This is a genomic window from Rhodocista pekingensis (assembly GCF_042665545.1).
GTDB lineage: Bacteria > Pseudomonadota > Alphaproteobacteria > Azospirillales > Azospirillaceae > Rhodocista > Rhodocista pekingensis.
In genome coordinates this window covers 115,099-134,169 of the sequence record NZ_JBHTCM010000007.1, presented here as the reverse complement: position 1 = coordinate 134,169, position 19,071 = coordinate 115,099, and the positions used below count along the sequence as shown (strand labels likewise).

Annotated in this window: 15 protein-coding genes; 5 read left to right on the top strand and 10 right to left on the bottom strand. The window is 71.0% G+C overall.

The window, feature by feature from the left end; all coding sequences use genetic code 11:
- Positions 1-3: 3 nt before the first annotated feature.
- The 5 genes from ACFQPS_RS06735 to ACFQPS_RS06715 form a co-directional block, all read right to left on the bottom strand.
- Entirely contained in the window at positions 4-1,353 is a 1,350-nt protein-coding gene (locus ACFQPS_RS06735) for a hypothetical protein (protein ID WP_377357563.1), read from the bottom strand.
- Positions 1,340-1,957 carry a BON domain-containing protein gene (locus tag ACFQPS_RS06730; protein WP_377357561.1) on the bottom strand — a complete coding sequence of 206 codons (618 nt, stop codon included), beginning with the start codon at positions 1,955-1,957 and terminating at the stop codon, positions 1,340-1,342. The genes ACFQPS_RS06735 and ACFQPS_RS06730 overlap by 14 nt, the downstream gene beginning before the upstream one ends.
- A 124-nt stretch (positions 1,958-2,081) precedes the next feature.
- Positions 2,082-2,894 carry an N-acetylmuramoyl-L-alanine amidase family protein gene (locus tag ACFQPS_RS06725; protein WP_377357559.1) on the bottom strand — a complete coding sequence of 271 codons (813 nt, stop codon included), beginning with the start codon at positions 2,892-2,894 and terminating at the stop codon, positions 2,082-2,084.
- 199 nt (positions 2,895-3,093) lie between these two features.
- Positions 3,094-3,984 carry a response regulator gene (locus ACFQPS_RS06720; protein ID WP_377357557.1) on the bottom strand — a complete coding sequence of 297 codons (891 nt, stop codon included), beginning with the start codon at positions 3,982-3,984 and terminating at the stop codon, positions 3,094-3,096.
- Positions 3,985-4,256: 272 nt separating this feature from the next.
- A complete protein-coding gene (locus ACFQPS_RS06715; protein WP_377357555.1) occupies positions 4,257-5,027 on the bottom strand; it encodes a DUF1194 domain-containing protein in 771 nt (256 codons plus the stop codon).
- A 404-nt stretch (positions 5,028-5,431) separates the two neighbouring features.
- Between ACFQPS_RS06715 and ACFQPS_RS06710 the strand changes: the two genes are divergently transcribed.
- Entirely contained in the window at positions 5,432-5,878 is a 447-nt protein-coding gene (locus tag ACFQPS_RS06710; protein ID WP_377357553.1) for a DUF3224 domain-containing protein, read from the top strand.
- A 15-nt stretch (positions 5,879-5,893) separates the two neighbouring features.
- On the opposite strand, the gene ACFQPS_RS06705 is transcribed toward ACFQPS_RS06710, so the two are convergent.
- Complete coding sequence (locus ACFQPS_RS06705; protein WP_377357551.1) at positions 5,894-6,961, bottom strand: magnesium transporter CorA family protein; 1,068 nt, start codon at positions 6,959-6,961, stop codon at positions 5,894-5,896.
- A gap of 91 nt (positions 6,962-7,052) precedes the next feature.
- Between ACFQPS_RS06705 and ACFQPS_RS06700 the strand changes: the two genes are divergently transcribed.
- Positions 7,053-7,859 (top strand): PRC-barrel domain-containing protein, encoded by an 807-nt coding sequence (locus tag ACFQPS_RS06700; RefSeq protein ID WP_377357549.1) that lies wholly within the window; start codon positions 7,053-7,055, stop codon positions 7,857-7,859.
- 56 nt (positions 7,860-7,915) lie between these two features.
- Here the strand turns inward: ACFQPS_RS06700 and ACFQPS_RS06695 are convergent, their stop codons facing one another.
- The gene (locus ACFQPS_RS06695; RefSeq protein ID WP_012568590.1) at positions 7,916-8,344 is read right to left on the bottom strand and encodes a CBS domain-containing protein; all 429 of its coding nucleotides are present in this window, start codon (positions 8,342-8,344) and stop codon (positions 7,916-7,918) included.
- A gap of 373 nt (positions 8,345-8,717) precedes the next feature.
- On the opposite strand from ACFQPS_RS06695, the gene ACFQPS_RS06690 reads away from it, so the two are divergent.
- Positions 8,718-9,968 (top strand): DUF445 domain-containing protein, encoded by a 1,251-nt coding sequence (locus ACFQPS_RS06690; protein ID WP_377357548.1) that lies wholly within the window; start codon positions 8,718-8,720, stop codon positions 9,966-9,968.
- Positions 9,969-9,999: 31 nt separating this feature from the next.
- Here the strand turns inward: ACFQPS_RS06690 and ACFQPS_RS06685 are convergent, their stop codons facing one another.
- Genes ACFQPS_RS06685 through ACFQPS_RS06675 form a run of 3 tightly spaced genes read right to left on the bottom strand, consistent with a single transcriptional unit; the run spans position 10,000 to position 13,390 of the window.
- Positions 10,000-10,923, bottom strand: coding sequence for a ketopantoate reductase family protein (locus ACFQPS_RS06685; RefSeq protein ID WP_377357546.1), 924 nt, complete (start codon positions 10,921-10,923; stop codon positions 10,000-10,002).
- Positions 10,924-10,976: 53 nt separating this feature from the next.
- The gene (locus tag ACFQPS_RS06680) at positions 10,977-11,930 is read right to left on the bottom strand and encodes a YcjF family protein (RefSeq protein WP_377357545.1); all 954 of its coding nucleotides are present in this window, start codon (positions 11,928-11,930) and stop codon (positions 10,977-10,979) included.
- A 44-nt stretch (positions 11,931-11,974) separates the two neighbouring features.
- Entirely contained in the window at positions 11,975-13,390 is a 1,416-nt protein-coding gene (locus ACFQPS_RS06675; RefSeq protein ID WP_377357543.1) for a YcjX family GTP-binding protein, read from the bottom strand.
- Positions 13,391-13,711: 321 nt separating this feature from the next.
- Here ACFQPS_RS06675 and ACFQPS_RS06670 point away from each other — a divergent pair, with 321 nt between their 5' ends.
- On the top strand, positions 13,712-16,537 hold the full coding sequence (locus ACFQPS_RS06670) for an EAL domain-containing protein (RefSeq protein ID WP_377357541.1): 2,826 nt from the start codon (positions 13,712-13,714) through the stop codon (positions 16,535-16,537).
- 373 nt (positions 16,538-16,910) lie between these two features.
- Complete coding sequence (locus tag ACFQPS_RS06665; protein ID WP_377357539.1) at positions 16,911-19,061, top strand: DUF1302 domain-containing protein; 2,151 nt, start codon at positions 16,911-16,913, stop codon at positions 19,059-19,061.
- The last annotated feature ends 10 nt before the right edge of the window (positions 19,062-19,071 follow it).

Genomic DNA, 19,071 nt, shown 5'->3' with positions numbered 1-19,071 from the left:
CGCTCACTCCAGCATGGCGCGCCCGGTCTCGATCTCCACCAGGGCGGCGAGGAAGGGCACGGCCACGTCGCGCCGCGCCTGCCCCTCCCGGTCCGACTGGTCGAGCGCCTGCTGGAAGCGCGGACGCCAGCGCTGGTCCTTGAACAGCAGCCGGTCCGCACGGGCGCGCTGGATCAGGAGCAGCGGGCTCTTGTCGGCCCCCTTCAGCATGCCGTCCAGGCGGGTGGAGACCAGATCGGCCTGCCTGCGGTCCCCGGCCTTGAGCGAAGCCCCGATCAGCTCGACATAGGTTTCCGCCTTCAGCTCCACGTCCGCGATCTGGTCGGCGAAGGTGAGGGTGAGGGTCTTCTCCCCGCGGGCGCCGAGCTTGCCCAGCACCTGCGGCACGGTCCAGGGGCTCTCCTCCTGCACCGTGCGCAGCAGCCCGAGGGCGAGGTTGACGTCGCCCAGGTCGCCCGCCGCCACGGCCAGCTCGGGCGGGCAGCAGGTGCCGCGGCGGTCCTTGAAGCGGGAGAACTGCTCTTCCACCGTGTTCAGGAACAGGGTGCGGGCGCGGCCCTCGTCGCCCACCCGCAGCAGGGCCTGGGCGACCAGCCCCAGTTCCCAGGCGCAGGCGTTGGCGCGGGCGTAGTCCGCCGCCTCCTCCGCCACGGCGGTGGCGCGGGTCCCTTCGCCCTGCCAGACCAGCGCCTCGGCGATGTCCGTCAGGTTGTAGATGCGGGTGGAGCAGTCGGCGATGGATCGGGTGATGCGCAGCGCCAGATCAGGCTCGCCCGTAAGCGCGAGCGCCCGGCCCAGGAAAAGGTCCTGGCTGCCCTCCGCCGGCGGCGCTGACCGGCGCAGGGCCATCACGAAAGGGGCGATGATCGGTTTCACCCGCCCCCTGTCCCCCAGATGCCAGTGGGCGACCGCCAGCGACAGCCAGTCCCAGCGTGGGCCCGCGATGGGATACTCCAAGGGCGGCATCATCGCCTCGATCCGGTGCAGGAAGCAGCCGGTCGCCTGCGGTTCGGCACAGACCAGCCCGCGGATGCGGCTCTGGAACGCGACATAGTCGAAATCGCCGATGAACTGGTTGGTGACGAGTTGCACCGCCAGCGGGCTTTCCGGCAGGCGGGTGATGATGTCGGACAGGAGCTTGTCCGCCTCCATCAGGAACTTCGCCTGCTCCTGCGGGTCATAGGTCTGGTCGGCCTTCTGGATGGCCTGCATGGCCTGGACGAACAGGCGGTTGGCCTGGGCCGCCGGGTCGGACTCCGCGAAGGCGGCGCCCGGCCAGACGAACGCCACCAGGATCAGCAGGACGCCGCAGAACCCCTGAGCGGGATGCGGAATGCCCCTAGAGAACGACATGATTGACCACCCGCCTGACGCGCGGCACGGCGCGCACATGGGAAAGCACGCGGTCGAGCTCCACCTGCGAGCGGGCCCGGCCCATGACGTAGACGGTGCCGTTCACGGTATCGACCGAGAACATGCCCGAGGAGATGTCGGCGTCGAACAGCAGCTTCGAGCGGATCCGGGTGCTGATCCAGAGATCGGTCGCCTTGTCGGTGAGGCCGCTCTCGTCGTCGATCTGGATCTCGTTGATGACCTCGGTCACGCCGTCCGCCTGCCAGGCGAGGCGCACCGCATCCACCCGCTGATCGGGCGTGCGGGCGCGGCCGGTCAGCAGGACGCGACCGCCGCTGACGGACAGATCGACGCCGCGGCCGGCCGACCCCTGCTCCTGCCAGCGCCGCTCGATCTCCTTGCGGATCGTCGCGTCGGGCACGGCGGGGGTCTGGGCCGCCGGGGCGGCCGGACGGGGTGCGCCCGTATCCAGCTGGGCGCAGGCCGGCAGCAGGAAAAGGGCCGCCAGCAGGGCGCCACGCAGGCGCCGGCCGGCGCGCGCCTCGCCGCACGCGGTCGAACCTCCCGGAGCCGTTCCCCGGACCTGCTGGTACCCTTCGCCCATCGCCGTCATCTCCCGCCGGACGCACGACCAACGCGCTTCCGGTTCTAACCAGTTCAGTTGTGGTGGGGCTTCCCGTCCGCCAGGGCCATGCCCGCCCGATGCGTCGTTACGCGGCAGCGGCACCTCAGGCGAAGGGGGCGGCGTTGACCACCGCCACCAGTTCCCGGGCCAGGACACCGGCGATGCGCCGGCGTGCCGAGGCGTCGCGCAGCAGCTTCTCGTCGTCGGGGTTGGACAGGAACCCGGTCTCGACAAGCACCGAAGGCACGTCGGGCGCCTTCAGCACCGCGAAGTTGGCGGAGCGCATCGGGTTGTCGAGCAAGCGGATGTCGCGCCCCACCCCCTTCACGATGCCCTGCTTGGCCGAGAGCGAGGCGCGGCGGGTGTAGTCGGCGGCGAGATCGACCAGGAAAGCCTGCACATTGGCGTTAAACTGTTCCTCTGCCACGCCCAGCCGGTCGGCCAGATTCTCCTGCTGGGCCAGCGCCTCGGCGAAGGCATCGGTCGCTTTCTCCGAGAGGGTGTAGGCGGAAAGGCCGCGGGCGTTCGGGTTGGGCGCACTGTCGGCGTGGATGGAGATGAACAGCTCGGCCCGCGCGGTACGGGCGATCTCCACCCGCTTGCCGAGGCTGAGGAAGACGTCCGTCTCCCGCGTCAGCACCGCCTCCAGGCCGCGCGCCTTGCGGAGCTGGCGCGCCAGTTCCTTGGCGATGTCGAGGGTGACATCCTTCTCATGCGTGCCGCGCACGCCGACGGCGCCGGGGTCATGTCCGCCGTGGCCGGGGTCCAGAACCACGCGCCGCAGGGGACGCGGCGGCTCCGGCTTGCGCGCCGGGACCGGCCGGTCCTGCGCTGCGAACGCGCCCGCTGACCATCCCCCGCCGAGGGTGAGGAGGCACCCGCCGGCGGCGATACGGAACAATGTCCTGCGATCCATGTGCCCGACCCGCGCCCGGATCGGCCCAAGGGTACCGACTGTCCGTACCACCGCCGATCCTGTCTGCTGAGGTATCTTTGGACCGCCGGGAATCGGCGTGCAACAGAAACTTGGCAACTTTTTGCGGGCGCGTCACACTGTGTTCCGGCGTCCACACCGATGCCGCACAATGTCACAGACGGCCCTTGCCGCCCGGGGGTCAGACGGCTCCCCCGGCGGGGTCCCGGGTGAGGGCCGCCAGTGCGGGAATACGCGCCTCCCGCGGCGGTGCGAAGACCGCCTGGGTGATGGCGCGCTCGATCTGTTCGCGGGTGAAAGGTTTGCGGATCACGGGGCCGAGATGCTCCAGCCCGCGCCGGGTCAACTCGTCGCCGAAGGCGGTGACGAAGATGATCGGCAGTTCGCTGCTCTGGCGCAGGCGCTGCGCCGTCGTGATGCCGCTGTCGCCATGGGCGAGGCGCAGATCCATCAGCGCCAGCGTGGGATGGCAGTTGCGGGCGGTGGCCAGGGCCGACTCCATCGTCGCCGCGGTGCCGCAGACGGTATGTCCCATGCCGCGCACCGTCTCGGCCAGATCGAAGGCGATGATGGCGTCATCCTCGACGATCATGATGCTGGCGATCAGGGCCTCGCGCAGGGCCTCCTGCGCGTCGGCCATCAGGGCGTGCGCCTGATCCGGCGTGACGCCCAGCACGGCGGCAGCCTGCTGGAACGACAGCGCCTCCAGGCTGACCAGCAGGAACAGGCGCCGCTCCGCCTCCGGCAGCAGAGCCAGCGCCGCTTCCATTGGATGGCCGCCCTTCGGCGGCCGGGGGGAATGGCCGCCCTCCGGCGGCCGGGACGGGTGTCCGGCGGCGGACCCTGGGTCGGCCTCGTCCTGCAACCGGTTCAGCAGGGCGTAGAGCGCGCCGCGCCCCCTCTCGTCGTGGCCGCCCTCACCTCCCAGGCCATAGGTGTCGGGATCGTCGAGGGCAACGGGCAACGCCCGGCCGACCAGCTCGTCACCGGCCTCCGGAGAGCCCGTGAGGGCACGGGCGTAGCGGCGCAGGAACGGCACCTGCCGCAGCAGCGCCTCGGAAATTGCATCCATGGGTTTGCGTCCTCGACCCTCTCCGCCGGACCGGCTCCGGCACCATCGACCAGGGCCATTTTGGGAACTTTATCCGCGGATGCCATTCCACAGACGGGGTCACTCCGAAGGAGGGGCGCGGAACCGGCCCCTGGCGCGGGCGATCTCCCGGGGAACGGGGGAAACGGAGCCCGGACACGGAACCCGCCCGCCGGGCGGGATGTTGGGGCGGGCACTGGTGCGTTGCCTCCCTGAACCGCCAGAAACTGGCGGGTCGCCGCGGTCTCCGGAGGTTACCGGGCCGCGGCGGCCCCGTTCTGTCCGATCGCTTCCGGCGCCCCGCCGGCAAGTCGGGAACCGGGAACCGGTGCGGGCACCTGCGCGATCTCCTTCACCAGCTTGGCCAGAATCGCCTCCCCGAAGGCCGGAAAGTCCTCTGCCACCAGGATGAAGGCGCCGGGACCGCCGATGACGTGCGTCTGGTAGTAGCTGTCCAGATCAAGGGGCGGCAGGCCGCCCCACGGGTTGGGCCGGCTGTTCAGGATCGGCAGGCCGTTGATGGTGATGCCCGCCGCTACGGCGGCGTCGCGCGCCTCTGCCGGGGGCCGGCCGCGGTTGCTGTAGCCGTCGCCGGAGATGTCGATGACGCGACGGGTGCCCTCCGCCCCGTTGCCGTCGAACTGGCGCGTGGCGAAGTCCAGCGCGCTGCCGATGGCGGTCCAGAAGGCGGTGGTGATGGGGGCGGCGGTCAGCCGCTCCGCGAAGGCGCGGGCGCTCTCCGGCCCGTCCAGCACGGTCCAGCCGACGATCACCGTCTGGTAGGTGTCGTCGGCCCATTCCACATAGGTGACGGCGATCCGGCCCAGCGGACCGGAGCGGATGGCCTCGACCACCTGGTCGCTGATCAGCGCGTCGGCATAGCCGCGGCGCTGTAACTCCGCCTCCTGCGCGTCCACGCTGCCGGAGACATCCACCAGCAGCACCAGTTCCAGGTCCACCGGCAGCTCCTGCGCCCGCGACGCCCCGGACGGGAGCACGGCGACCAGGGTCCCCAGCGCAACCAACAGCGCCGCGCCAAGGACGCCGCGGAGGCGGCGGAGGCCCGGTCTGACGCGCGGCACCTGCATGCGGAAGCCTTTCGCTGGCGGGCCGGAGCCCTGCGCCCAAGGGACAAAGCGTGCCGGACCCTGCCGGGCGGTGCAAGGGGAACGGAACGACGGGAGCGGCTCCTCCCCCCTTCCCCCGAGGGCGGCGCGTGCTAGGCTGGACGGAACCGGATCGGGAGGGGGCCATGCGGCGGGCAGCGGACAAGGGACCCCGGGGCCGGCCGGGAAGGCACCCATGGGCGGGCCTGCCGGGCGTGGCGGTCCTGCTCCTGATGCCCGCGCTGACGCCCGTCGGGCTGACGGCGGCGGCACAGGAGGTCCCGCGGAGCGGGGCTCCGGAGGACAGAAGCGGGGAGGCGGTCATGAACGACGGCACGGAGGGACGGGTGACGGTGCGGGCGAGCGGCGGGTTCGAGGTCACCCTCACCCCCCAGGCGACGGGCGAGGCCGGCGGCGGGTCCGGCGAGGGCGCGAAGCTGGGCCGCATGATCCTGGCCAAGCGGTTCCAGGGCGACCTGGAGGGAACCTCCGAGGGGGAGATGCTGACCGCCATGGCGCCGGTCCAGGGGTCCGCCGCCTATGTCGCGGTGGAACGGTTCAGCGGCATGCTGCACGGCCGCAGCGGCGGTTTCGCCCTGGTCCACCGCGGCGTCATGGAGCGCGGGGCACAGTCCCTGTCCATCACCATCGTGCCGGATTCGGGCACGGGGGCGCTGACCGGCATCCGCGGCGGGATGGGCATCAGCATCGCCGAGGGCCGGCATTCCTACACGCTGGACTACAGCCTGCCGGATACACCGGCCCCCTGACGGGGACCGGCGGGGCTACAACCAGCCGCGGCGCTTGAACCAGAGATAGGGCACCACGGCCGAGATCACCATGAGGACCAGGGCCAGCGGATAGCCGAAGGTCCAGTCCAGTTCCGGCATGTGGCGGAAGTTCATGCCGTAGATGCTGGCGACCAGCGTCGGCGGCAGGAACACGACCGCCGCGACCGAGAAGATCTTCACGATGTTGTTCTGTTCGATCCCCACGAGGCCGAGCAGAGCGTCGAGCTGGAAGCTGATGTTGGAGGACAGGAAGGCCGTGTAGTCGGACAGCGACTGGCTGTCCTGGAGCATGGTCTTCAGCCGCCCGCGCAACCCCTTGTCGGACACCACCTCCTTCAGCGCGGCGACGAAGGCCAGCACGCGGGCCAGGGTGACCAGGCTCTCGCGCGCCTTGGCCGTGACGTCGTGGCCACGGGCGATCCGGCGCAGCAGGTCGGCCTGAAGCTCAGAGGACAGCCGCGCCCGGTCGTCGCCCTGGAGCAGGAGATGCTGCGCCACGGTATTGAGGTCGCGCGCCGTCCCCTCCAGCACATCGGCGATGCGGTCCAGGATGGCTTCCAGCAACTGCACGAAGGCGACGATACCGGTGTCCAGCCGGATGCCCTGCTTCTGGACCTGATTGTGGAAGCCGTAGAAGGGCTTGGGATCGTCGAACCGCAGCGTGATCAGGGAGCGCCCCGTCAGCACGAAGGTGACGTCCATCGTCTCCGGCACGGGCGCGTCGGCGCGGCAGAGCACGGTGGCCGTCAGGAACACGCCGCCGGCCTCGCGGTAGACACGGCTGGACAGCTCGATCGCCCGCATCTCCTCCCGCGTCGGCAGTTCCAGCCCGAAGGCGTCCTGCACCAGGGCCAGTTCCTGCGGCGTCGGGGAGAACAGGTCGATCCAGGCGGACGACACCAGGACATCCTGGGCGACGGCGCCCTCCAGCCGTTCGTTCCGGCCCTCGACCACCCGGTAGGCGCGCAGCATCGCGGGCTCCTCCCGTTCCACCAACCCGATCCTACGGATGTAGCGCGTCCACGCCGCCTCGGGGAAGGCCGGAAGGGGCGGGACCGGCATGCGTGCGCCATGCCGGCGCCCGGGGAACCGCTCCGGCCCTGCCCGGTTGGCTCTGGGGCAAGGCCCGGCGGGCCGACACGGGAGGCGGGGGATGATCTGGAACTTCGACACGCTGAAGGGCTACACGCTGCGCGCGGCCGACGGCAGCATCGGCCGGGTCCATGACCTGCTGTTCGAGGACCGCGACTGGACCGTGCGCTATCTGGTGGTGGACACGGGATCGTTCCTGTTCGGCCGGCGGGTGCTGATCGTGCCGTCGGTCCTGGGCGTGCCCGACGCCGGAGCGAAGGAGATCGAGGTCGCCCTGACCATGGCGCAGGTGGAGTCCAGCCCCAGCATCGAGACGGACCGTCCGGTCAACCGCCAGCAGGAGGCGTTGCTGCACCGCTACTACGGCTGGGCCCCCTACTGGACCATCGGCGGGTCCGTCGGCGGGGCGGCGGGGATGGCGGCCGGGCTTGCCCCCGGCCTGGGCATCCCGCCGGCCGCCCCCCTGCCCCCCGGCGCGGGCGGGCCGCCAGGGGAGGACGGCGACGGGCCCCCGGCGGAGATTGGCGCGACGGAAACGACGGGGACGGAAACGACGGGGCCGGACGGGGATCCGCACCTGCGCAGCACGCGGGAACTGGCGGGCTATACCCTGACCGCGACGGACGGCGACATCGGCAGCATCGACAGCCTGCTGCTGGACACCGACCGCTGGACGGTGCGCCGGGTGGTGGTGGATACGGGCACCTGGCTGCCCGGCCGCAAGGTGGTGATCGATACCGGCTGGATCAGCACCATCGAGTGGGCGGAGAACCGCGCCGGCGTCTCGGTCCCCCGGTCCCGTGTCGAGGCCGCGCCCGACTACGACGTCCACCGGCACCAGCCGCTGGAGGGCGGGGGCGGGACCTGACCCCCCGCCCCGGCAGTCCTCGCTCCGCCCCCCCTGACCCCCCGCCCCGGCGGGCCTCAGCCGTTGGGGGGAGCCTTGGCGATGTCGCCGTGGGTCAGCCCGACCACGTCCTCGTCCCGGCCCCTGGCCGCCACGTCGCCCAGGGAGACGACGCCGACCAGCCGCTTGTCGCGGTTCAGCACGGGCAGGCGGCGGACGGAGCGTTCGGACATGAGCTGGGCCGCCTCGCTGCTGTCCTGGTCGTCGAAGACGAAGACCAGCTCGTCCGTCATGGCGTCGCGGACGGCGGCGCTGTTCGGGTCCGCCCCCTCTGCCACGCAGCGCACGGTGATGTCGCGGTCGGTGACGGTGCCGACCAGACGGTCGTTCTCGCCGACCGGCAGGAACCCGGTGTCGGCGTCGCGCATCTTCCGCGCGGCCTCCTTCAGGGTGGTGCCGGGGTTCACCAGCTCCACGTCCTTCGTCATGATGTCCCGGATCTGCATGGACGATCTCCCTGGCTTGCGCGCCCCCCGCCGTGGAGGGCTGCGGTTCAACCGGGGCGGCCGGGTGAAGTTCCTGGAGGGACGGGTCGGAAGGATGCCGGGCAGAAAAAGGAAACCCGGCGGCCGCAGCCGCCGGGTCCAGTCCCCGCCGACGGTGGAAAGGGAAAAATCCCCGCCCGCGGGATCGCCGTCACAGGACCGGCGTACCCCGGAAACGGCCGGGGGACGCGGTCGGCCCATGTCCAGGCGCCGTTCTAGGGGAAATCGCGTTACCCGGGCTTTTCGCTTTGTAACACCTCGGTAAATCCTGGACGGACGCCGCGCGGCGGCGGGATAGCGTTGGGAAGCGGTGCGACCATGACGGGGACGACGGATGCGGACCGGGGATGATCAGGCGCTGCGTGAACGGGAGACGGAGCTGGCGCGCTACCGGCTGCTGGCCGGGTCCGCCCTGGGCGTGGCGGCCGCCGGCTGGGCGGCCTCCCACTTTGCTCCGCTGCCGCCGGAGGCGGTGCATCCCCTGCGCGCCGTGGCGGAGGCCGGCATGGTCGGCGGGCTGGCCGACTGGTTCGCCGTGACCGCCCTGTTCCGCCGGCCGCTGGGCCTGCCGATCCCGCACACCGCCCTGGTGCCGAAGAACCGCGACCGCATCGCCGACGGCATCGCCGCCTACATCGACCGCGAGTTCCTGGAGCCCGGCATGCTGGTGGAGCAGCTCCACCGCATGGATCTGGCGGACCGCATCGCCCGGATGCTGCACGACGGGCAGAGCCGCGCCCGCGTCGTGGACGTGGTGGTGCGGCTGCTGCCGGGGCTGGTGCGCGGCGACGGCGAGGCCGCCATCCGCGGCACCTTGACCCGTGCCTTGCAGGAGGCGCTGGGCGGGGTGGACCTGCGCCGGCCGCTGGCCCGGGTGCTGCGCGCGGTGGTCGAGAGCGATGCGCTGGAGGCGCTGCTGACCGAACTGTCCGACCGGCTGGTCGGCATGGTGCAGGACCGCCGCGACTGGTTGCAGGAGGCGGTGGAGGCGCGCTCGCGCTGGTGGATCCCCCGTGCCGTGGACCGCCGCGTCGCCGGCAATCTGGCCGATGCCGCGATCGACCACCTGTTCGATCTGCGCAGCCCCCATTCCGACGTGGGCCGCGACCTACGCCGCTGGCTGCGCGAGCTGCCCGACGAGGTGGAGCGCGGCGGCCCGCTGGGCGAGCGGCTGACGCGCGTCGTCCGGATGGCGCTTCAGGACACCAGCTTCAGCCAGTTGCTGGACAAGGCGGTATCGACCCTGCGCCGGCTGGTGGTGGACGATCTGGAAGGGCCGGACAGCCGCATCCGCGGCGTGGTCGAGGCGGCCGTCGCCTCGCTCGCCAGCCAGCTCGACGATGCCGAGCTGCGCGGCCGCGTCAACCGCTCGGTGGAGGATGCCTTCGTCGCCGCCATCCCGCGCTGGCGCGAGCGCATCCGCGACTTCATCTCCGAAACCCTGCGCGGTCAGGACCTGGACGAGTTCACCCGCCGGATGGAGGTGCGGGTCGGCAAGGATCTCCAGTACATCCGGATCAACGGCACCATCCTGGGCGCCATGATCGGCGGGCTGCTGTACGTGCTGAACGGGCTGCTGGCCTGACGCGCCCGCCCCCGTCTCCCCCGCGGCCCTCTCAGCCGGCGCGGCGGAGCCGCTCGGCCTCGTAGGCGCGCAGGTGCAGCAGGGCCAGCGACATCAGCGTCATGGAGAGGCCGTGGCGTTCGCCGCGGCGGACCATGTCGCCGATGATGTGCTCCCCTTCCACCCGGTGGCCGCGGACCACGTCGCGCATCATGGAGGCGGTCAGCGCGCTGTCCTTGTCGGTGAGCTGGTCCAGGCTGTCCGTCACCGAGGCGGGCGAGGGCGGATGCCCTTCCGCCAGGGCGGTGGCCTGCGCCTCCGCGAATAGGGCGCGCAGGAAACCCTCCCCGCCGGGCTGGGAGACGATGGCGCGGACCGGCGCGCGCATCAGGCAGGTGGCGCCCGCCAGCGTCGCCAGGAAGACGAACTTCTCCCACAGGTCCTGCATGATGGCATCGCTGCGCCGCCAGTCCACCGGGGTCGGGCGGAACGCCTCGGCCAGCCGCCCGACCATGGCCTCCTGCCCGGGCGAGCGGGCGCCGAAGGCCAGCCGGTGGACCGGCGACAGATGGCGGATGGTGCCGTCCGGCTCCAGCGTGATCGGGATGTGGCACATGCCGCCCAGCACTCGCTCCCGGCCGAAGGCGGCATCCAGCAGGTCGATGTGGTTCAGCCCGTTGAGCAGCGGCATCACCAGCGTGTGCGGCTCCATCGCGGGCCGGATCGCCTCGATGGCGCCGTCCAGGTCGTAGGCCTTGGAGGTCAGCACGACGAGGTCGTAGCCGGGCCGGGCCTTGCTGATGGTCTGCGCCGGCAGGCGGATGTTGCCGGCCGGGCTCTCCACCACCAGCCCGTTCTCGCGGAGCTGCGCCAGCCGCCGGGGCCGCACCAGGAAGGTGACGTCGGCCCCCGCCTCCATCAGGCGTCCGCCGAAATAGCCGCCGGTCGCCCCGGCGCCGAGGAACAGGATGCGCATGGCCTCTCCCCTCACGCGCCCGCCACCGCCGGGCGCCATCCCGACTGCCGAGGCTACAGCACTTCCTTGGGCAGGCGCAGCAGCTCCTTGCGGATTTCCGCCAGACGGGGACGCCGCTCCGGGGCGAAGGGCAGCGGCCGGCAGAGATGCATGGCCGTGAGACCGATGCGCGCCGTCAGCAGGCCGTTGATGACGCCCTGGCCGATGCGGGCGGACAGGGCCGCCGCCACCGTGCCGCCCAGCGCGTCCACGGCGATGCTGTCGCCGGACTCGGCCACGCCGGCGATGGCGATGTTCTCCGCCATCCGGCGCAGCAGCCGGGCGGAGCCGAACAGGCCGGGCCGGGCGCCGTAGAGGCTGGCGACCTCGCGCACCAGTCTGGCGTTGCGCCAGATCACCAGGGCGGCGTCGAGCAGGGCGGCGGGGCTGAGCGCCGTGCCCAGCGCCACGTCGCGCGATGCGCGCACGACCAGCCGGTAGGCGGTCTGGTCGATCGGCGTGAGCAGCGTGCGCTCGGCCAGGTCCAGCACCTCGCGGTCGTCGTGAGCGTCGGTGACGGAGGTGCGGTAGGCCTCCCGCGCGCGTTCCAGCTCGGGCCGGCCGACATAGAGGGCGAGCACCTGCCGCGCCACCGGCTGCGCCTTGCCGTGGCCGGCCTTGGCGCGCAGCGCCGCCGCCCGCTGGCGCAGCCCGTCCACCTTGGCAAGGCGGGAGAAGGCCCGCCATTCGCGGCCGGCCATCATGCCCAGCGCACCGGCCGCCACCGCCACCAGCCCGCACAGCACCCCGCCCATCCAGGGCGAGACGGCGAAGGCGCGGATCACCAGGTCCGCCGTGTCGATGCCGATGGCGGCGACGACCAGGCCGGCCAGCGAGAAGACCAGGGCGCGGGCGGCGAAGCGCCGCGGGTTCGGCGTCGGCGGCGGCAGCAGCTCTCCCGCCAGCGGCGTCGGCGCGTCGCGCTGGTCGAGCGGCGCCGGCATCGCCCGCGCGGGGTCGAACTCCATGGGCGGAACCCAGGGCGTCCGCGTTGTCTCGTCTGTCCGCAAAGTCATGCGAGGCGATCCCCCACGAGGAACTGGAGTGCCTGATCGATCCGGATGTTGGGCAGGCCGCGGCCGTCGCGGCCCAGCCCCTGCGGCGGCAGGAAGGGCAGGAAGTTGAAGCGCCCCTCCCCCGTCGGTCCGACATCGTGGTGGCTGGCCGGGATCTCCCCGGGGAAGATCACCGCCTGTTCGGTGCGGCCGGCCGGCACCCCCTGCACGCAGGCGAGCGGCCGTCCACGGTACTCGGTCAGCACGGTCTCGGTACACTTCACCGAGGCGATGGCCATGGTGTCCACCGCGGCGCCTGTATAGCGCACGGAATTGAGCGAGCCGGACAGGAAACTCTCCAGCAGCGAACGCAGGTTGCCGTGCTGGCTGGCGGCGACATGGTCGGCCTTGGTGGCGGCGAACAGCACCTTCTCGATGCGCGAGCCGCCCAGCCAGTTCAGCCAGCCGGTGCGGCCGTGGCGGAAGCTCTCCAGCGTCGCCGCGAGCGACTGGTGCAGGTCCTCCAGCCCCGGCGCCCCGGCATTGAGAGCGGAAAGCACGTCCACCAGCACGATCTGCCGGTCCAGCCGGCCGAAATGATCGCGGAAGAAGCGGCGGACCACCTTCTCCTTGTAGCCCTCGAACCGCTCGGCCATCAGGGCGTAGAGGGAGTCCGGGGGCGCGGCCTCCTGCGGCGGCAGGGGGCAGAAGGTCAGCACCGGGGCCCCCTCCATCTCCCCCGGCTCGACGAAGCGGCCGGGCTGCACGAGGCTGAGGCCGACGCTGCTGGCCCGGCAGGCCTTCAGATAGTCGGTGTAGAGCGCGGCCAGCCGGCGGGCGACCGCCTCGTCCGCGTCGGCCGTGGCATCGACGCCGCGCAGATACTCACGCCAGCGCCGGGACAGTTCGTCGCGGGGCGGCCGCAGCGACAGGTCCAGCGTCTGCCGCGACCACTCGGCGAAGCCCTGGCCCAGCATCGGCAGGTCCAGCAGCCATTCGCCGGGATAGTCCACGATGTCCAGGTTCAGCGTGGCGATGCCGCCCAGGTTGCGCCGCATCAGCCCGACCGGGCGGAACCGCAGGGCGATACGGATCTCGCTGACGGCCTTGGTGTTCTCCGGCCAGCGCGGCAGTTCGGCCGTCAGCTCGGCCAGACGGCCCTCGAAATCGAATCGGGGCACGGCGGGATCGGGCTGCGGCTGGAGGCGGGAGGCGATGAAGCGGCCCTGGGACATCACGTCCAGGAAGGGCAGCCGCCCGGCCGTCAGCAGGTTGTGCAGCAGGGAGGTGACGAAGACGGTCTTGCCCGACCGGCGCAGGCCGGTCACGCCCAACCGGAGGTCGCCGCCCGACAGGCGCGCGAAGACCTGCGCCAGCCCGTCGGCCGCGCGCTGGCCCGCCCCCTCGATCTCGCCCAGGATACCTCGTGCCAAACCACTCCTCCGCTCAGCTCTTCCGCTCTCCTAGCAAACGGCCGCGCGGTGCGCGACGGTTACCTGCGCCGTCCCCCTGCGCCGGCGCGTCGCCCTGCTCCGCTCGAACCGGTTAACACGATTGTCATGTCCAAACCGACGATGGCAGTCTAGTCTTCAGGACGCACACGGGGGACAGGTCACAGCACGGTGCGGGCATCGGACGCTTCTTTTCCTGCGGGAAGGCAGGACGGCGGTAATCCGCCGTCGCCGGGGGAGGAGTGTGTCGGCCCGGGCGCAGGGGAGCCGCAGCCGGCGCCCCCCATGCCGCCGGCGCCCCCCATGATGAAGATCCCGCTGCGCAAGCGCCTGTCCTACAAGCAGGCCCGCAACACCCTGGTCTTCACCCTGGTGCTGGGCCTGTTCCTCAGTTCGGTGCAGATCGCGCTGGACCTGCTGGACATGGAGAAACAGACGGACCAGCTCGTGAAGCAGGTCCTGTCCACGCTGGAAGAACCGGCGGCCGAGGCTGCCTATTCCTTCGACCAGGCGCTGGCGGAGCGGGTCATCACCGGGCTGTTCGCCTACCGGCCGGTCTACCGCGCCGCGATCCACGAGGATCTGGGCAATGTCCTGGCCTCCAAGGAGCGGTTGCCCACCGAGGGCCGGCTGAAATGGCTGGCGGAGCTGCTGCTGCCGCACGAGAAGACCTTCGCCATCCCGCTGGTCGTCCGCCGGGCCGAGGAGCTGCGGGTGGGCGAGCTGCGGGTCAGCATCGACCGCTACGTCATCGCCGCCGACTTCTTCCGCCGGGCGGAGCTGGTGCTGGCCACCAGCGCGCTGTGGATGCTGGGGCTGGCGACGGCGCTGGCGGTGATGCTCTATCTCAGCATCACCAAGCCCTTCCTGCGGCTGGCGGGCGCCATCGCCGAGGTCGATCCGGCCCAGCCCGCCGGCCGGCCGCTGACGGTGCCGCCGCACCATGCCGACGACGAGCTGGGCCTGCTGGCCGGCATCACCAACGACCTGCTGACCCAGTTCGACCGCTCGCTGGTCGAACGCCGGCGGGCGGAGGCCGCCCTGCGCGAGCGTGAGACGCGGCTGTCCGGGATCATGGACAACGTCGCCGACGGCATCATCACGCTGGACGAGGATCTGCGGATCGAGACGATGAACCGGGCGGCGCTGGAGCTGTTCGGCTATGCCGCGGACGATGTGGTGGGCAAGCCTTTCGTCACCCTGATCGACGAGGCCGACTGGACCCGCGTGGCGATGGCGCTGATGGCCTGCCTGCGCCAGAGCGGGGAGGGTCGGCGGCGCGAGACCTGGTCGGAGATCCAGGGCCGCACCAGCCGGAACGTCGTCTTCAGCATGGCCTTCGGCGTCAGCCAGATGTGGCTGGGCGACCGTCGCACGGCCATCTGCGTGGTGCAGGACATCACCCAGCGCAAACAGGCCGAGCAGGCCCTGCGCGACAGCGAGGAGCGGCTGAAGCTGGCCGTGCGCGCCACCCGCTCGGGCGTGTTCGACGTGGACTATGCCCACGGCATCTTCTGGTGGAGCCCGGAATTCATCGAGATGCTGGGCTATGAGGGCAGCCCGCCGGGGCAGGCAGATCTGCTGTTCCGGGAGATCCTGCACCCCGAGGACCGGCCCGCGGCCCTGGCGCAGATCGAGCGCTACCTGTCCGGGGAGTCCGGCGACTACCATGCCTTCTACCGGCTGCGCCACCGCGACGGCTCCCTGATCTGGATCGAGGCGCGCGGACAGGCGATCCGGGACGACCGGGGCCGCCCCGTGCGGATCACCGGAACCATGACGGACGTCACGGACCGCAAGCGGTTCGAAGAGCAGCTCATGTATGTCAGCACCCACGACCCGCTGACCGGGCTGCCGAACCGCACCCTGTTGCAGGACAGGCTCCAGCATGCCGCGGACCAGGCTGAACGCAAGGGCAACTCGGTCGCGGTGCTGCTGCTGGACCTGGACCGCTTCAAGCTGGTCAACGACAGCCTGGGCCATCAGGTCGGGGACAAGCTGCTGCGCGCCATCTCGCAGCGGCTGGCCAGCTCGGTCCGCCCGGCCGACACCATCGGCCGGCTGGGGGCGGACGAGTTCCTGATCATCGCCGAGGACCTGCCCGATCCACAGATGGCCGCCCGCGTGGCCGAGACGGTGCTGGCCGGCCTGTCACAGCCCTTCGGGCTGGACGGGCAGCAGCTCTTCATCACCTGCTCCATCGGCATCACGCTGTTCCCCGGCGATGCCACCGACATCAGTGCCCTGCTGCGCGACGCCGATACCGCCATGCACACCGCCAAGTCCTCCGGCGGCAACGGCTACCGCTTCTTCACGCCGGAGATGAACGAGGCGGCCGTGGCGCGGCTGTCGCTGGAGCACGCCCTGCGTGAGGCGATCGAACAGGGCCAGTTCGAACTGTACTACCAGCCCAAAGCCAGCCTGGAGACGATGGAGACGGTGGGCGTGGAGGCGCTGCTGCGCTGGCGCCATCCGGAGATGGGCATGATCCCCCCCTCCACCTTCATCCCGGTGGCGGAGGAGACGGGCATGATCCTGGCCGTCGGCGACTGGGTGCTGCGTGCCGCGCTGGAGCAGATCAAGCGCTGGGAGCGCGCCGGACTGGAGCCGCTGCCCGTCGCCGTCAACGTCTCCGTCCGCCAGATCACCTCCAGCCACTTCGCCGAGCGCATCCAGTCCCTGCTGGACGAGTACGGCGTGCGGCCCGACCTGCTGGAGCTGGAGATCACCGAGACGGCCATGATGTCCAACATGGCCTTCATCGCCGACGGCCTGTCGGAGCTGCGCGGTCGCGGCATCCGCATCGCCGTGGACGATTTCGGCACGGGCTACTCTTCGCTGTCCTACCTCCGCCGGCTGCCGATCACGACCCTGAAGGTGGACCGCTCCTTCGTCAGCGAGGCGCCCAGCAACGCCGACACCGCGGCCATCGCCGCCACCATCATCGCCATGGGCCGGCAGCTCGGCCTGACCGTGGTGGCGGAGGGGATAGAGACGCAGGCGCAGCTCGACTTCCTGCGCCGGCACCGCTGCCACGAGGCGCAGGGCTTCCTCATCGGCTTTCCCGTCCCGGCGGCCGAACTGGAGGCCCGCTGCCTGCGGCCAGCGCGCAACAAGGCCGCGGGCTGACCCCCTGCCGCCGACGGGGCAGCGCGCGCCCCGCCGCCTCTCCCCGACTCGGCCCCGGTTGCGGCCCGGTTGCCGGCGGATCGCCGGGCCGGGTCTCCGGCTGACCCGGTCCCTTTATGCAACGGAGCCTTGAATCAAGGACTTACGGGGCAGCCGGCTGGCATCCACAGTGCGGACAGACTTTTCAAGGACGCTCCGGAACCCTGTTCGGCAGGGTCGGAGCCCTGCATTCCGGGCATAGAGACCTTGACGCAGGCGCACGCCAGCCTTTACTGCTACAGCCTTGAAATTCCCGCAAATCGGGCTGCCTCCGTTCCGGCGCCCCCAATAAACGCGGGCGAAAAAGAGAAACGTGGAGCGAGGAGGAAACGCCATGGCACGCACGATCACGCCCGAAATCCGTCCACATCGTCGCAGGCTCAACCGCCGCATGCTGGCCGGCGCCAGTGCCGCGGCCCTGCTGGCCCCGCTGCTGGCGGCGGGCAGCGCGCAGGCGGTGCAGTTCAACCGCGGCGAGCTGACCGGCAGCTTCGACACGACCCTGACCCTGGGCGCGCTGTTCCGCGTGCAGGACCGCGACGAAAGCATCATCGCGCGGGTCAACGGCGGCACCTTCAACTCGCACAATGGCGACAACGGCAACCTGAACTACGACAAGGGCCTTGTCTCGCTGACCGGCCGTGCCCTGCACGAGCTGAAGCTGAACTACCGGAATCTGGGCGCCTTCGTGCGCGCCACCTACTTCTACGACGTCGTCAACGCCGACAAGGACAGCACGGACTTCGCCCGCACCGGCCGCTTCCCGCTGGACGGCGAGGCGGTGGAGCGCGTCGGGCGCGACTTCAAGCTGCTGGATGCGCTGGTCTACGGCAATTTCAGCCTGGGCGACGATGCCGGCCTTGACGTCCGCCTGGGCAACCAGGTGCTGAGCTGGGGCGAGAGCACCTTCATCGCCAACGGCATCAACACGATCAACCCGATCGACGTCTCCGCCCTGCGCATCCCGGGCTCGGAGCTGAAGGAGTCCTTCCTGCCGGTGCCGATCGCCGACGTCTCCGTCAGCCTCGGCCAGAACTTCAGCCTGGAAGCCTTCTACCAGTTCAAGTGGGACCAGACGGAGCCGGAAGCCGCCAACAGCTTCTTCAGCACCACCGACTCCGGCTCGCCGGGCGCGCGCTACCTGCTGCTGGGCTTCGGCAATCCGCTGATCCCGGACATCGACCGCTCGGTCGTGAACGCGGCGGCCTCCGTCGGCTCGCGCGTGCCGCGGCTGGAGGACGACCAGCCGAGCGACAGTGGCCAGTTCGGTTTCGCCGCGCGCTACTTCTCGCCGGATCTGGGCAACACCGAGTTCGGCGCCTACTACATCAACTACCATTCCCGCCTGCCGGTGCTGGAGACGATCGTCGGCACCCAGTCCGACTTCTACCGTTTCGCCGCCAACCCGCAGGGCGCGCCCTTCTCCGAGGCCAGCGGCTACCGGCTGGTCTATCCGGAGGACATCCAGCTCTTCGGCCTGAGCCTGAACACGACCCTGCCCGCCGGCATCTCCTTCCAGGCGGAATACTCGTTCCGCAAGGACCAGCCGCTGGCGTTGGACGATGTCGAGCTGTTGCAGTCCACCTTCGCCGCGCCCGCGGTGCTGGGCGGTGCCTCCTCCGGGCAGGCGGCCGGGCAGGCCGCGGCGCAGACGCAGTATCAGGCGGCGGTGAACCGGGTGCTGGCGGTGGCGGCCCCGTCGCTCGTCGGCACCTCCTTCACCAGCCTGCCGGGCGCGGTGCAGGGTCAGGTCCAGGCGGCCATCGCCGCGCAGGGCGGCCCCGCCACCTACGCCGCGGCCTTGCAGGCCGGGGCCCAGGCGGGGGCGCTGGCCGGTGCGCGGCAGGCGGCCGCCCTGTTCAACCAGTATCCGCTGATCCAGCGGCTGGGCGGCATCGACCTGAACGACCCCGTGGCCAGCGCCAGCCGTTTCTTCGGCAGCACGCTGAAGGGCTACGAGTTCTTCGACATCTCGCAGTTCCAGTTCACGGCGACCAAGGCGTTCAGCCCCATGGTCGGCGCCGACCAGTGGGTGCTGCTGGGTGAGTTCGGCTTCAACTATGTCCATGGCTTCCCGGGGGCGGACGAGTACCGCCTGGACGGGCCGGGCACCGACCGTTCCTACATCCCGGCCTTCGCGGAGTCCGGTGCGGGCGGCGCCGCCCCCGGCCCGGCGGTGGAGGATGGCTTCGCCACCCGGTTCTCCTGGGGCTACCGGATGACGGCGCGCTTCGACTACCTGAACGCGTTCTCGGGCGTGAACCTGTCGCCCTCCATCTCCTGGCAGCACGACGTCAACGGCGTGACGCCGGGCCCGATCGGCAACTTCGTCGAAGGGCGCAAGGCGCTGAGCTTCGGCCTGCGCGCGCTCTATCTGGAGAAGTGGACCGCGGACATCAGCTACTCGACCTTCTTCGGTGCCGGGCAGCGCAACCTGATCCGTGACCGTGACTTCGTTTCGATGAGTATCAAGTACTCCTTCTAAAGGCCGGCAA

What these genes read in the sequence shown, in the direction of transcription:
- ACFQPS_RS06680 (WP_377357545.1), bottom strand. Translation starts at nt 11,930, where the DNA reads ATGGAGTTCGACCCCGCGCGGGCGATGCCGGCGCCGCTCGACCAGCGC.
- ACFQPS_RS06725 (WP_377357559.1), bottom strand. Translation starts at nt 2,894, where the DNA reads ATGGATCGCAGGACATTGTTCCGTATCGCCGCCGGCGGGTGCCTCCTC.
- ACFQPS_RS06695 (WP_012568590.1), bottom strand. Translation starts at nt 8,344, where the DNA reads ATGCAGATCCGGGACATCATGACGAAGGACGTGGAGCTGGTGAACCCC.
- ACFQPS_RS06710 (WP_377357553.1), top strand. Translation starts at nt 5,432, where the DNA reads ATGAACGACGGCACGGAGGGACGGGTGACGGTGCGGGCGAGCGGCGGG.
- ACFQPS_RS06730 (WP_377357561.1), bottom strand. Translation starts at nt 1,957, where the DNA reads ATGGGCGAAGGGTACCAGCAGGTCCGGGGAACGGCTCCGGGAGGTTCG.
- ACFQPS_RS06700 (WP_377357549.1), top strand. Translation starts at nt 7,053, where the DNA reads ATGATCTGGAACTTCGACACGCTGAAGGGCTACACGCTGCGCGCGGCC.
- ACFQPS_RS06735 (WP_377357563.1), bottom strand. Translation starts at nt 1,353, where the DNA reads ATGTCGTTCTCTAGGGGCATTCCGCATCCCGCTCAGGGGTTCTGCGGC.
- ACFQPS_RS06685 (WP_377357546.1), bottom strand. Translation starts at nt 10,923, where the DNA reads ATGCGCATCCTGTTCCTCGGCGCCGGGGCGACCGGCGGCTATTTCGGC.
- ACFQPS_RS06720 (WP_377357557.1), bottom strand. Translation starts at nt 3,984, where the DNA reads ATGGATGCAATTTCCGAGGCGCTGCTGCGGCAGGTGCCGTTCCTGCGC.
- ACFQPS_RS06690 (WP_377357548.1), top strand. Translation starts at nt 8,718, where the DNA reads ATGCGGACCGGGGATGATCAGGCGCTGCGTGAACGGGAGACGGAGCTG.
- ACFQPS_RS06670 (WP_377357541.1), top strand. Translation starts at nt 13,712, where the DNA reads ATGATGAAGATCCCGCTGCGCAAGCGCCTGTCCTACAAGCAGGCCCGC.
- ACFQPS_RS06705 (WP_377357551.1), bottom strand. Translation starts at nt 6,961, where the DNA reads ATGCCGGTCCCGCCCCTTCCGGCCTTCCCCGAGGCGGCGTGGACGCGC.
- ACFQPS_RS06665 (WP_377357539.1), top strand. Translation starts at nt 16,911, where the DNA reads ATGGCACGCACGATCACGCCCGAAATCCGTCCACATCGTCGCAGGCTC.